This window comes from Stappia sp. P2PMeth1 (genome assembly GCF_900185735.1).
In the GTDB taxonomy this organism is placed as follows: Bacteria; Pseudomonadota; Alphaproteobacteria; order Rhizobiales; family Stappiaceae; genus Stappia.
The window spans coordinates 76,340-88,422 of the sequence record NZ_FYAW01000007.1 but is presented as its reverse complement, the minus strand read 5'-3'; the positions used below and the strand labels follow the sequence as shown (position 1 = coordinate 88,422).

The following is a 12,083-nucleotide window of genomic DNA, read 5'->3' as shown; positions in this document are numbered from 1 at the left end:
TGGCGGCGAGCCGCGGCGGCTGCGCAGCCCCCCGCCGGCCGCCGGCGAGCGCGGCCGCGTCGGCCCGCCGCTCGATCTCGGCATCCGCGCGCTCAACACCTTCGTCACCTGCTGCGAGGGCCAGCGCATGGGCATCTTCGCCGGCTCCGGCGTCGGCAAGTCGGTGCTGATGTCGATGATCGCCCGCAACATGGCCGCCGATGTCGCGGTGATCGGCCTGATCGGCGAGCGCGGCCGCGAGGTGCAGGAATTCATCGAGGACGACCTGGGGCCGGAAGGCCTTGCCCGCTCGGTCGTCGTCGTCGCCACCTCCGACGAGAGCGTGCTGATGCGGCGCCAGGCCGCCTATCTGACGATGACCGTCGCCGAATATTTCCGCGATGCCGGGCGCAACGTCATGTGCATGATGGACTCCGTCACCCGCTTCGCCATGGCCCAGCGCGAGATCGGCCTGTCGATCGGCGAGCCGCCGACCTCCAAGGGCTACACGCCGACGGTCTTCACCGAACTGCCGAAGCTGCTGGAACGCGCCGGGCCGGGGCGGCCGGGATCGGGCTCGATCACCGGCCTGTTCACCGTGCTGGTAGAGGGCGACAACCACAACGAGCCGGTCGCCGACGCGGTGCGCGGCATTCTCGACGGCCATATCGTCATGGAACGGGCCATCGCCGAGCGCGGCCGCTATCCGGCGATCAATGTGCTGAAGTCGGTCTCGCGCACCATGCCGCGCTGCGTGCCGGAGCCGGTCCAGCCGGTGCTGCGCAAGGCGCGGGCGCTGATGGCGACCTATTCCGACATGGAGGAGCTGATCCGCCTCGGCGCCTATCGGCGCGGCTCGGACCCGGTGGTCGACGAGGCGATCTTCCGCCACGACCGGCTGGAAACCTTTCTCGGCCAGTCGAAGGGCGATGCAAGTACGATCGCCGAGGGCTATAGTGAACTTGCCAACCTTTTGGAAATGACTCTCGCTTAAGTTGGCCTGCGCAACGGGAGTACTGAGTAATGAAGTCGCGTGAGAGTCTCATTCGCCTGAAGCAGTTTCAGGTCGACGAGCGTCGTCGCCAACTGGCCCAGATCGAGTCGATGGTCGACGAGTTCAAGCGCATGGCCCGCGAGCTGGACGACCAGATCCTCGCCGAACAGGAGCGCGTCGGCATCACCGACGTGACCCACTTCGCCTATCCGACCTTCGCCAAGGCCGCCGCCCAGCGCCGCGACAACCTGCTCAACTCGGCAGAGGAGTTGAACGGCCAGCTCGAGGCGGCACGCGAGGACCTGCGCGAGGCGCTGGAGGAGCTGAAGAAGTTCGAGCTGCTGGAAGAGCGCGACCAGATCCGCGAGCGCCAGGAGCGCGAAGCGGCCGAGCAGGACGATCTCGACGAGGTCGCCTCCCGTCGCAAGACCCGGATCTGAGCACCGCCGCCCGCGCGCGGCCCGCGACCGGCTCGGAACACTCTCCCGCCACACTTTCCCAAAGGGCCCGCAGCGCGGGCCCTTTTGCATTTGCGCGAAAGATCGCCGCATGGGATAGCAGCGCCATGTGGACGATACGAGACGCAAGCGCGGGCGAAAGCGCAACGGCCATCGCGATCTGGCGGCGCGCGGTCGCGGCCACCCACGATTTCCTGGCCCCCGACGACCTCGCGGAGATCGAGGCGATGGTGCGCGGCTTCCTGCCGGAGGTGCCGCTGACCTTCGCTGTCGACCGGGACGGCACGGTGGCCGGCTTCATGGTGCTGAGCGAAGGTCATCTCGACGCGCTGTTCATCGATCCGGCCGCCCATGGCCGGGGCGCGGGACGCGCGCTCGTTGCCCATGCGCTGGCGCAGTTTCCCCGCCTCGTGACCGATGTCAACGAGCAAAACGCGGGCGCTGCCGCCTTCTATGCCCGCCTCGGCTTCACCGTCGCCGGCCGCTCGGAGCGCGACGACCAGGGCCGGCCCTATCCGCTGCTGCACCTGGTGCATGAGGCGGCCGATGCCCCCGCGGATGCGGCCTTGCAGGACGGCTGAACCATGCGCCTCATCCTTGCCCTGCTGCTGCCGGCGGCCACAACCTGCTTCATCCTCGGCCTGACCCTGCCGCTGATCGAGCTGGAGCGCTTCTATTTCCTCACCGACCGACCGGCGCTGCTGGCTCTCGTTTCCGGCCTGTGGCGCGACGGCGAGACGCTGCTCGCGGTCGTGGTGGGCCTGTTCTCCATCGCCTTTCCGGCGGTCAAGATCCTCGCCCTGCACGTGGCGGCGGTGGCCGGCCGCTCGGGGATCGGCCACGCCTTGATGCATGCGCTCGGCAAGTGGTCGATGATGGACGTGATGCTGGTGGCGCTCGTCGTCTTCGCCGCCAAGACCAGCGGCCTTGCCTCGGCGATCACCCTGCCCGGCCTGTGGTTCTATGCGGCGGCGACGCTGACGACCGCTCTCGCCGCGGCCATCCTCGCCCGCAGCCGCTGAGCGCAGGGATCAGGAAAGCGGTGCCCCGTTCGGCCGGTGGCTGCGCGGCTGCGCCATGCCGCCCCCTGCGCCGATGCCCGTCCCGCTGCCCGCCTCCACGGCCGGCTTCGAGCGGCGATAGGCATCGAGCCAGCGCATTGCCTGGGTCTCGGGAATGCCGAGGTGGCGGCAGCGCAGATGCGCCAGCGCCAGGAACACCTGGTCGGAGGTTCCCGCGACCCGGCACAGGCCGATCAGCTCGTCGATGCCGGCCTGGAACACCGCCCGCTGCACCGCGCCGACGCTCTCGCGCGTGCGGCGCGACAACAGGTCGAAGGCATCGCCCTGCCGCCCTTCGGCCAGCAGCACCAGCACGATCGAGCCGAAGCTGTAGGTGCCGTCCTGCACCAGTCGCCAGGCCTCGTCGACGTCGCAGGACTCCATGAACAGGTTGTATTTCGTCCGCAGTTCCTCGCTGTCCAGATCCGGCGCCGACAATTCGCGCGGATCGGCGCCGCTGAGGATCGCCTCGAGACGCGCCCGGGTCGGGGCGTTGACATGCGGCAGCAGCCACTCGCAGATCAGCGGCGTCAAATCGCCGCGCACTGCGACGCTCTCCCGCAGGCGGGTGTCGGACAGCGCCCGCTTGGCCAGCGTCCGCAGCGCCCAGTCCGACAGGCCGCTGCGCCGGTTCTCCGCCACCGCTCGCCACACCCTGGTCGGCCCGCGCTCGACCAGCGCATCGGACACCCGGCAGGGCAGGTCGGCGCGGCGGGCCACCGCCAGCAGATGGCTTTCCGGCATCCGCCGGGCGATCTTGACGAGATCGGCCTCCGTCAACGCCGGACTGAGCTCGAGCATCGGCGAGGCGACCAGGATCTCGTCCGTCGCCAGCCGGTAGGCGATCGGATGCGGCGTCTGGCTCCAGGGCGCCATCCGCTTCGACAGATGCGCCCGGTCCTTCAACCCGGCGTCGTCGAGCAGCTTCATGATGATGTCGCTGAAGAGCCGCAGTTCCGCGTCGCTGTGCTCGCCGACGCGCTCCAGAAAAAGGTCCGCCACGCGCTGCAGCAACCTGCGGCGCGCCTCGCGAGTCGTGGTGCGAGCGAGCTTCAACAGTTCGTTGAGCATCCGGTTTCCTTCTGCGGCCGGATCAGCCTGACACGGGATGGTTACCAATCCCTTGTCGGTCGAGGCGCGGTTTCGAGCGATCCGGTCGTTTCCGGCCGGCCTCGCCCCATCCGGCCACCCCTGCCGCGCCGATTGCCGCCGGCTGCCCTCGCACTGCGGATCGACTGGTTGATTTCACTCTGATATATCACTAGTCGAGTACTCGGGGCGATACGTTGCCCGAAACCCGCCTGCCAACCCCGACGCGCTGGAGATACCCATGCCGAACGGTCATCACCTTGTTGCCGGCGACTGGATCGCCGGAACGGGTGCGTTTCACGCCCTCGACCCCGCAACCGGCGAGCAGCTCGCCCCGGCCTTCGCGGAGGCCGACGCGGCCCTAGTCGACCGCGCGGCCCGCGCCGCCGAGGCCGCCTTTGCCGACTATGCCGCCCGTCCCGTCGCCGAGCGCGCCGCCTTCCTGCGCCGCATCGCCCGCGAGATGGAGATCGACGGCCCCGCCATCGTCGCCCGCGCCATGCGCGAGAGCGGCCTGCCGGAGGCCCGCCTGACCGGCGAGCTCGGCCGCACCACCGGCCAGTTGCGCTTCTTCGCCGACTGGATCGAGGCCGGCCACTGCTTCGACGCCCGCATCGACACGGCGCAGCCGGACCGCACGCCGCTGCCGCGTCCCGAGATCCGCTCGATCCTGCGCCCGCTCGGCCCCGTCGCCGTCTTCGGCGCCTCCAACTTCCCCCTCGCCTTCTCGACCACCGGCGGCGACACCGCCTCGGCGCTCGCCGCCGGCTGCCCGGTCGTGGTCAAGGGCCATCCCGCCCATCCCGGCACCGCCGAGCTGGTCGCCCGCGCCGTCGCCGCCGCGATCCGCGCCTGCAACATGCCGGCCGGCACCTTCTCGCTGCTGCAGGGCGCGGGCCATGCCTCGGGCGCCGCTCTCGTCGCCCATCCGCTGATCACCGCCGTCGGCTTCACCGGGTCGCTGCGCGGCGGCCGGGCGCTGTTCGACATCGCCGTCTCGCGGCCGCAGCCGATCCCCTTCTATGGCGAACTCGGCTCGATCAACCCGGTCTTCGCCCTGCCGGCGGCGCTCGCCGCACGCGCGGCGACACTCGGCGCAGACTGGGCCCGCTCGCTGACGCTCGGCACCGGCCAGTTCTGCACCAATCCCGGCGTCGTGGTGGCGCTGGAGAGCGAAGGGCTGGAGGCGTTCCTGTCCGCCGCCGACGCGGTGCTTGCCGGCATGCCGGCGCAGGCCATGCTGACCCCCGCCATTGCCGGCGCCTATCGCCGCGCCGTCGGCACCCGGGCGCAGGATGCGGCGCTGTCGGCACGGATCTCCGCCGCGCCGGCCGGCGAAGGCCCCGGCGCCTGTCACGTCACGCCGGCCGTGTTCGAGACGACGGCCACAGCCTTCCTTGCCTCGCACGCCCTGCAGGAAGAGGTCTTCGGCCCGGCGGCCGTCGTCGTGCGCTGCCGCAGCGAGGACGAGCGCCTCGCGGTCGCTGCCGCCCTTGAAGGCCAGCTCACCGCCACCTTGCTGCTGGAGACGGCGGACGAGGCCGACATGGCGATTGCCCGCAAGCTGGTTCCGGTGCTGGAGCGCAAGGCCGGCCGCCTGCTCGCCAACGGCTTTTCCACCGGCGTCGAGGTCTGCCATGCGATGATGCATGGCGGCCCCTATCCCGCCTCCACCGACACCCGCTCGACCTCGGTCGGATCGCGCGCGATCCTCAGATTCCTGCGCCCCGTCGCCTATCAGAACCTGCCGGCGGCGCTGCTTCCCGAAGGCATCGGCGAGGATGCCGCAGGACCCCGTCTGGTTGACGGCACGCCCCTATCGGGTAGGAGTTAGGGGAACCCTCCGGGAGGAGGCGGCCATTCCTGCCGCCTCCGCCACCGCTCGCCATGCGGTCCCGTCCTCATCTTCCGGGCGAGGCAGGGACGCCGGCGCGGCACAAGAAGGAAGCCGCATGCCCTTCCACGGACGCCTGACCCGTCTCCTCGCCCTCCTGTTCGCCGCCGTTCTGCTGCTGTCGGCCGCCCATGTCGGACCGGGCTTCGCCCAGACTGGCCAGCAATCCGGCCAGCAGCCGGGCGGCCCCGCGACAGGTCAGGCGCCCGGTCAGGCGCCAGGTCAGGCAGGCAGCCAGGCGGACGGCGCAGGGGACGCGGACCCGCAGGCCGGCGCCCGCCAGGACGCGGAAGCCTTGATCCGCCTGCTGCAGGATCCGGGCGCCCGCGACGCGCTGATCGACTATCTGCGAAACGCCCCGCCGACCGCAGGCACGCCGCCGCCGGCAGCGCCCCCCGCCGCGCCGGAAAATGCCCCGGAACCTCCGCCGGCCGAGCCCGCGCCGGACGCAGCGGAGGCGGCCGAGTTTCCGCGCCAGCCGACCCATATTGCGCTGCGCATCGCCGCCGCGACCCAGAACGTGCTCGGCGAGGGCATGGTCTATGCGCAGCGGATCGCCCGCTCCTTCACCTCGCTGCCGACCGCGCTCGCCTACAGCGCCGGCGCCAACTGGGAGCGTGTCCAGAGCATCGTGCTGCGGCTGGCCGTGCTCGCCTTCGCCGTGTTCGCGATCGTCTCGCTGCTGCACCGGCTCGCCGACCGGCTGTTTGCCCGGCTGATCGGCGACGGCAGCTCGGTCACGGTGCTGCGGCGCGTCGTGCTGCTGGTTCTCCATCTCGTGGCGGAGGCGATCGTCGTCGCCATCGCGCTCGGCGCCGGCTATGCGATCGCCCTTTATGCCGGCGACACGAGGGGCCGCGTCGAACTGGTGGAATCGCTGTTCCTCAACGCCTTCTTCTTCACCCAGGTGGCGAAGGTGCTGACCCGCTTCGCCCTCAGCCCGGAATTCACCATCCTGCGCCTCGTCCCGCTCGACGACGAACAGGCTCTGTACTGGCGGCGCTGGCTCTTCGTCATCTACAACCTGCTCGGCTACGGGACGATGGTGGCGGTGCCGCTGGTCGCCAGCAACATCTCCTTCCTGCTCGCCGATTCGCTGCGGATGATAATCGTGCTGGCCAGCGTCGCCATCGCGATCGTCGCGGTCCTGCGCAACCGCCAGGACACCCGCGAGCGGATCCTCGCCTATGCCGAACGCCAGTCCAACGTCGTCGCCACCGGCCTGGTGGAGGTCGCGGCCCGCATCTGGCACCTGGTCGCCATCGTCTATGTGCTGATGCTGCTCGGCGTCTGGCTGTCCCGCCCGTTCGACGCCGTCACCTTCATGGTCCGCGCCACCGGCCTGTCGGTGCTGACGGTGATGGTCGGCACCATCGTCTCGCTGGCGCTGACCCGGACCATCGCCGGCGGCGTACACCTGCCGCAGAACATCCACGAGCGGCTGCCGATGCTGGAGCGGCGGCTCAACACCTTCGTGCCGAGGGTGCTCTCGCTGGTCCGCCTCGCCGTCTTCGTCGGCGTCGTGCTCGGCATCCTGCACGCCTGGGGCACGGTCGACGCCCTGTCCTGGTTCCACTCCAGCGACGGCCAGGACCTGGTCAGCCGGCTGGCCTCCGCCGGCATCATCCTGGGCATCGGCTTCCTGATCTGGCTCGCCGTGATGTCCTGGGTGGACCTGCGCCTCAATCCGCGCGGCCGGTTGCCGACCTCGCGCGAGAAGACGCTGTTCAACCTGTTCCGCAACGCCTTCTCGATCCTGCTGCTGGTGATGATCGCGCTGCTCACCCTGTCGGAGATCGGCGTCAATATCGGCCCGCTGATCGCCGGTGCCGGCGTCTTCGGCCTTGCCATCTCCTTCGGCTCGCAGAAGCTGGTGCAGGACATCATCACCGGCGCCTTCATCCAGTTCGAGAACGCCATGAACGAGGGCGACGTGGTCACGCTGGGCGGCGTCACCGGCACCGTGGAGAAGCTGACGATCCGCTCGGTGCGCCTGCGCGACATCGACGGGGCCGCCCATATGATCCCCTTCTCCACCGTCGACCGGGTGGCGAACTTCATGCGCGGCTGGGCCTATCACGTGGCGGCGATCGGCGTTGCCTATGACAGCGACCTGACCGAGGTGAAACTGGCGATGCATGCCGCCTTTGACCGGCTGATGCAGACCGACTTCAAGTCCGAGATCCTCGAGCCGCTGGAGATGCACGGCATCACCACCTTCGGCGACAGCGCCATCACCGTGCGCGCCCGCATCAAGACCCGCCCCGGCTCGCAATGGTCGGTCGGCCGCGCCTATAATGAGCATATCAAGGCGGTGTTCGACGAGCGCGGCATCGAGATCCCGTTCCCGCAGGTCACCTATCACATGGCCGACAGGGCCCCGGCGGTCGAAGGCGGCAGCCTCGTCGCGCCGGCGGCGCCGGTGCAGGCGGCGCCTGGCGCCCTCGACACGCCGGGGCCGGCAGAGGCCGGTGCAACAACGCCCAAGCCCGCCCGCCGGCGGCGGCGCAAGAAGCCCCAGGACGTGCCGTCCGAGGACGATGTGTGACGGACGGCGACGCTGAGCCGGGTCCTGCCAGGACCCGGGGGCGACGACCCGCAGGCGGCGCCCCGCAGGCGGGCGCTCCTGACCGGGAGCATGGAGGCGCCCCGCCGCCACGCGGCATTCCGCAGGTTGTGGTTTTCCTCTTCACGTGAGCGTTGCGGTTGCCGTGAGGTGGCGTAAAGTAAACACCGCCTGCGCGCCCGTGCGCGACGGCCTTCCCGCACGGCGCCTGTTCGGGATTTTTCTTCCCATTTGCGATGAAAATAGAAACCATCATTCTGTTGTAAGCCTGTGCAGGCGCTATTAATGTGCCCACAAGGCCGTCCCGCAGGAAAACAGACTTCCCCAAGGGAAGATAAATCGGGGCGCGCCGAATCTTCAACTGGGAGAGTATCCATGATCATCCGCCGCAGCATGAAGGCCGCCCTTCTGGGCGTCAGCCTCGCCCTGTTCGCGACCGGCGCCGCCTCCGCCAAGAATCTCGTCTATTGCTCGGAAGGGTCGCCGGAGGGCTTCGATGCCGCCCTCTTCACCGCCGGAACCACCTTCGACGCCTCCGCCAAGCCGATCTACAACCGGCTGGTCGAGTTCAAGCGCGGCACCACCGAGGTCCTGCCGGGCCTGGCCGAGAGCTGGTCGGTCTCCGATGACGGTCTGGAATACACCTTCACCCTGCGCCAGGGCGTGAAGTTCCACACGACGCCGTATTTCACGCCGACCCGCGACTTCAACGCCGACGACGTGATCTTCTCCTTCCAGCGCCAGGGCGACAAGAACCACCCGTGGAACGCCTATACCGCCGGCGCCTCCTGGGAATATTTCGACAGCATGTCGATGCCCGATCTCATCAAGGAGATCGTCAAGGTCGACGACCATACGGTGAAATTCGTGCTCAGCCGGCCGGAAGCGCCGATGATCGCCAATCTCGCCATGGACTTCGCCTCGATCCTGTCGGCCGAATATGCCGACAAGCTCGCCGCCGACGGCAAGATGGAGATGATGAACCAGGAGCCGATCGGCACCGGTCCGTTCTCCTTCGTCGGCTACCAGAAGGACGCGGTCATCCGCTACCAGGCCTTCGCCGACTACTGGGGCGGCAAGCAGCCGATCGACAACCTGATCTTCGCGATCACGCCGGACGCCTCGGTGCGCCTGCAGAAGCTGAAGGCCGGCGAGTGCCACGTGATGCCCTATCCGGCACCGGCCGACCTCGCCGACATCAAGGCCGACGCCAACCTGACCCTGATGGAGCAGGAAGGCCTCAACGTCGGCTATCTCGGCTACAACACCCGGATCGCCCCCTTCGACAATGCCAAGGTCCGCAAGGCCCTCAACATGGCGATCAACAAGCAGGCGATCCTCGACGCGGTGTTCCAGGGCGCCGGCCAGGCGGCCAAGAACCCGATCCCGCCGACCATGTGGTCCTATAACGAGGCCATCGTCGACGATCCCTATGATCCGGAAGCCGCCAAGAAGATGCTCGAGGAAGCCGGCGTCTCGGGTCTCAAGATGAAGGTCTGGGCGATGCCGGTGCAGCGCCCCTACAACCCGAACGCCCGCCGCATGGCCGAACTGATCCAGGCCGACTTCGCCGAGGTCGGCGTCGAGGTCGAGATCGTCTCCTTTGAGTGGGGCGAGTACCTGAAGCGCTCGACCGAGCTCGACCGCGACGGTGCCATCCTGCTCGGCTGGACCGGCGACAACGGCGATCCGGACAACTTCCTCGCCGTGCTGCTCGGCTGCGACAGCGTCGGCAGCGCCAACCGTGCCCAGTGGTGCGACAGGACCTTCGACGATCTGATCCAGAAGGCCAAGGTCACCGCGGACAAGGAAGAGCGCACCAAGCTCTACGAACAGGCGCAGGTCGTGTTCAAGGAGCAGGCGCCGTGGGCCACCATCGCCCATTCGGTCGTGTTCATGCCGATGTCGGCCAAGGTGTCCGGCTATGTCATGGACCCGCTCGGCGGCCACTGGTTTGACGGCGTCGACATCGCCGAGTAAACCGCGCGCGCCGCGGTCTCTCCGCTCCGGCTGCAAGGTCCGGGGCGGAGATGCCCGGCCAACGCCATCCCGCACCGGCCCGGATCTCTTCCGGGGCCGGTGCGGTCGTTTTGGACACGCCCGATGATCCGCTTCCTGTTCGCACGCCTGGCGCTGCTCGTCCCGACCTTCATCGGCGTGACGATCATCGCCTTCGGCTTCATCCGCCTGCTGCCCGGCGATCCGGTGCTGCTGCTCGCCGGCGAGCGCGGCCTCAGCCCCGAACGCTACGCCCAGTTGATGGAGCAGTTCGGCTTTTCCAAGCCCGTCTGGCAGCAATATCTCGACTATCTCGCCGGCGTTCTCACCGGCGATCTCGGCAACTCCATCGTCACCAAGAAGCCGGTCTTCGACGAATTCATGGCGCTGTTCCCGGCGACCGTCGAACTGGCGATCTGCGCGATCATCATCGCGGTGGCGCTCGGCATCCCCGCCGGCATCCTCGCCGCCGTGCGCCGCGGCTCGGTCACCGACCAGGCGATCATGGGCACCGCGCTGGTCGGCTATTCCATGCCGATCTTCTGGTGGGGCCTGCTGCTGATCATCCTGTTCTCCGGCATCCTGCAATGGACGCCGGTCTCGGGCCGCATCTCGCTGATGTACTTCTTCCCGCAGGTCACCGGCTTCATGCTGATCGACAGCCTGCTGTCCGGACAGAAGGGCGCCTTCCAGTCGGCGGTCAGCCACCTGATCCTGCCCTCCCTGGTACTGGCGACGATCCCGCTCGCCGTGATCGCCCGCCAGACCCGCTCGGCGATGCTCGAAGTGCTGGGCGAGGACTATGTCCGTACCGCAAGAGCCAAGGGCCTGGCGCCGCTGCGCGTCATCGGCCTGCACGCGCTCAGAAACGCCATGATCCCGGTGATCACCACCATCGGCCTGCAGGTGGGCGTGCTGCTCGCCGGCGCCATCCTCACCGAGACGATCTTCTCCTGGCCGGGCATCGGCAAGTGGATGATCGACAGCATCTCCCGCCGCGACTATCCCGTAGTCCAGGGCGGCCTGCTGATGATCGCACTGATCGTGATGATCGTGAACCTGACGGTCGACATGCTCTACGGGCTTGTCAATCCGCGCATCCGTCACACCTGAGCCGGGGCCGACCATGACCGACACACCCGTTTCCACCGCCGCCGTCGAGGCGGAAAGCCGCAACGCCACCCGTAAGATGCTGGCGGAGTTCTGGTTCTACTTCTCGCGCAACCGCGGCGCCGTCGCCGGCCTCGTCGTCTTCGGCGCCCTTGTGCTGGTCGCGCTCGCGGCCCCGCTGGTCGCCCCGCACCATCCGGACATGCAGTATCGCGACAGCTTCCTGACCCCGCCGGCCTGGGCGCAAGGGGGCAAGGCCGCCTTCCTGCTCGGCACCGACGCCGTCGGCCGCGACATCCTCTCCCGCCTGATCTTCGGCGCCCGCTTCTCGCTGTTCATCGGCCTGGTGGTGGTCACGATCGCGCTCACCGGCGGCATCGTGCTCGGCCTCGTCGCCGGCTATTTCCGCGGCTGGGTCGACACCGTGATCATGCGGGTGATGGACGTGATCCTCGCCTTCCCCTCGCTGCTGCTGGCGCTGGTGCTGGTCGCCGTGCTCGGGCCCGGGCTTGGCAATGCGATGATCGCCATCGCCATCGTGCTGCAGCCGCATTTCGTCCGCCTGACCCGCGCCGCCGTGCTGGCCGAGCGCAACCGCGACTATGTGGTGGCCGCAAGGCTGGCCGGGGCCGGCCCCCTGCGGCTGATGTTCAAGACGATCCTGCCGAACTGCCTGGCACCCCTGATCGTGCAGGCGACCCTGTCCTTCTCCAACGCCATCCTGGACGCGGCCGCCCTCGGCTTCCTCGGCATGGGCGCCCAGCCGCCGACCCCGGAATGGGGCACGATGCTGGCGGAAGCGCGCGAATTCATCCTGCGCGCCTGGTGGGTGGTCACCTTCCCCGGCCTTGCGATCCTGATCACCGTGCTCGCCATCAACCTGGTCGGCGACGGCCTGCGCGATGCCCTCGATCCGAAGCTGAAGCGGAGCTGA

The 12,083-nt window shown here is 68.8% G+C and carries 10 protein-coding genes; 9 read left to right on the top strand and 1 reads right to left on the bottom strand.

Annotation, left to right across the window (positions count from 1 at the left end; genetic code table 11):
• The 4 genes from P2PM1_RS02130 to P2PM1_RS02115 form a co-directional block, all read left to right on the top strand.
• On the top strand, nt 1-973 hold a 973-nt coding region (locus P2PM1_RS02130; RefSeq protein ID WP_186397977.1), incomplete at its 5' end, for a FliI/YscN family ATPase.
• 29 nt (nt 974-1,002) lie between these two features.
• A complete protein-coding gene (gene fliJ / locus P2PM1_RS02125) occupies nt 1,003-1,413 on the top strand; it encodes a flagellar export protein FliJ (RefSeq protein ID WP_186388397.1) in 411 nt (136 codons plus the stop codon).
• A 125-nt stretch (nt 1,414-1,538) separates the two neighbouring features.
• Nucleotides 1,539-2,012 carry an acetyltransferase gene (locus tag P2PM1_RS02120; RefSeq protein WP_186397976.1) on the top strand — a complete coding sequence of 158 codons (474 nt, stop codon included), beginning with the start codon at nt 1,539-1,541 and terminating at the stop codon, nt 2,010-2,012.
• Nucleotides 2,013-2,015: 3 nt separating this feature from the next.
• Nucleotides 2,016-2,453 (top strand): paraquat-inducible protein A, encoded by a 438-nt coding sequence (locus tag P2PM1_RS02115; RefSeq protein WP_186397975.1) that lies wholly within the window; start codon nt 2,016-2,018, stop codon nt 2,451-2,453.
• A 9-nt stretch (nt 2,454-2,462) separates the two neighbouring features.
• Here P2PM1_RS02115 and P2PM1_RS02110 read toward each other — a convergent pair whose 3' ends face one another.
• Nucleotides 2,463-3,563, bottom strand: coding sequence for a DUF2336 domain-containing protein (locus tag P2PM1_RS02110; RefSeq protein ID WP_186397974.1), 1,101 nt, complete (start codon nt 3,561-3,563; stop codon nt 2,463-2,465).
• 259 nt (nt 3,564-3,822) lie between these two features.
• Here P2PM1_RS02110 and P2PM1_RS02105 point away from each other — a divergent pair, with 259 nt between their 5' ends.
• The 5 genes from P2PM1_RS02105 to P2PM1_RS02085 all read left to right on the top strand — a co-directional run bounded on the left by P2PM1_RS02105 (nt 3,823) and on the right by P2PM1_RS02085 (nt 12,083).
• Nucleotides 3,823-5,415: an aldehyde dehydrogenase (NADP(+)) gene (locus P2PM1_RS02105; RefSeq protein WP_186388401.1), complete on the top strand. Its 1,593-nt coding sequence runs from the start codon at nt 3,823-3,825 to the stop codon at nt 5,413-5,415.
• 118 nt (nt 5,416-5,533) lie between these two features.
• Entirely contained in the window at nt 5,534-8,023 is a 2,490-nt protein-coding gene (locus tag P2PM1_RS02100) for a mechanosensitive ion channel domain-containing protein (protein WP_186397973.1), read from the top strand.
• Between the two features lie 393 nt (nt 8,024-8,416).
• Nucleotides 8,417-10,021, top strand: a complete 1,605-nt coding sequence (locus tag P2PM1_RS02095; protein WP_305849900.1) for an ABC transporter substrate-binding protein — start codon at nt 8,417-8,419, stop codon at nt 10,019-10,021.
• 123 nt (nt 10,022-10,144) lie between these two features.
• Nucleotides 10,145-11,152 carry an ABC transporter permease subunit gene (locus tag P2PM1_RS02090; protein WP_186388403.1) on the top strand — a complete coding sequence of 336 codons (1,008 nt, stop codon included), beginning with the start codon at nt 10,145-10,147 and terminating at the stop codon, nt 11,150-11,152.
• A 13-nt stretch (nt 11,153-11,165) separates the two neighbouring features.
• A complete protein-coding gene (locus P2PM1_RS02085; RefSeq protein ID WP_186388404.1) occupies nt 11,166-12,083 on the top strand; it encodes an ABC transporter permease subunit in 918 nt (305 codons plus the stop codon).

Bases quoted from the DNA above. Each gene is read 5' to 3' on its own strand.
- fliJ (WP_186388397.1), top strand. From the start codon at position 1,003: ATGAAGTCGCGTGAGAGTCTCATTCGCCTGAAGCAGTTTCAGGTCGAC.
- P2PM1_RS02120 (WP_186397976.1), top strand. From the start codon at position 1,539: ATGTGGACGATACGAGACGCAAGCGCGGGCGAAAGCGCAACGGCCATC.
- P2PM1_RS02115 (WP_186397975.1), top strand. From the start codon at position 2,016: ATGCGCCTCATCCTTGCCCTGCTGCTGCCGGCGGCCACAACCTGCTTC.
- P2PM1_RS02110 (WP_186397974.1), bottom strand. From the start codon at position 3,563: ATGCTCAACGAACTGTTGAAGCTCGCTCGCACCACGACTCGCGAGGCG.
- P2PM1_RS02105 (WP_186388401.1), top strand. From the start codon at position 3,823: ATGCCGAACGGTCATCACCTTGTTGCCGGCGACTGGATCGCCGGAACG.
- P2PM1_RS02100 (WP_186397973.1), top strand. From the start codon at position 5,534: ATGCCCTTCCACGGACGCCTGACCCGTCTCCTCGCCCTCCTGTTCGCC.
- P2PM1_RS02095 (WP_305849900.1), top strand. From the start codon at position 8,417: ATGATCATCCGCCGCAGCATGAAGGCCGCCCTTCTGGGCGTCAGCCTC.
- P2PM1_RS02090 (WP_186388403.1), top strand. From the start codon at position 10,145: ATGATCCGCTTCCTGTTCGCACGCCTGGCGCTGCTCGTCCCGACCTTC.
- P2PM1_RS02085 (WP_186388404.1), top strand. From the start codon at position 11,166: ATGACCGACACACCCGTTTCCACCGCCGCCGTCGAGGCGGAAAGCCGC.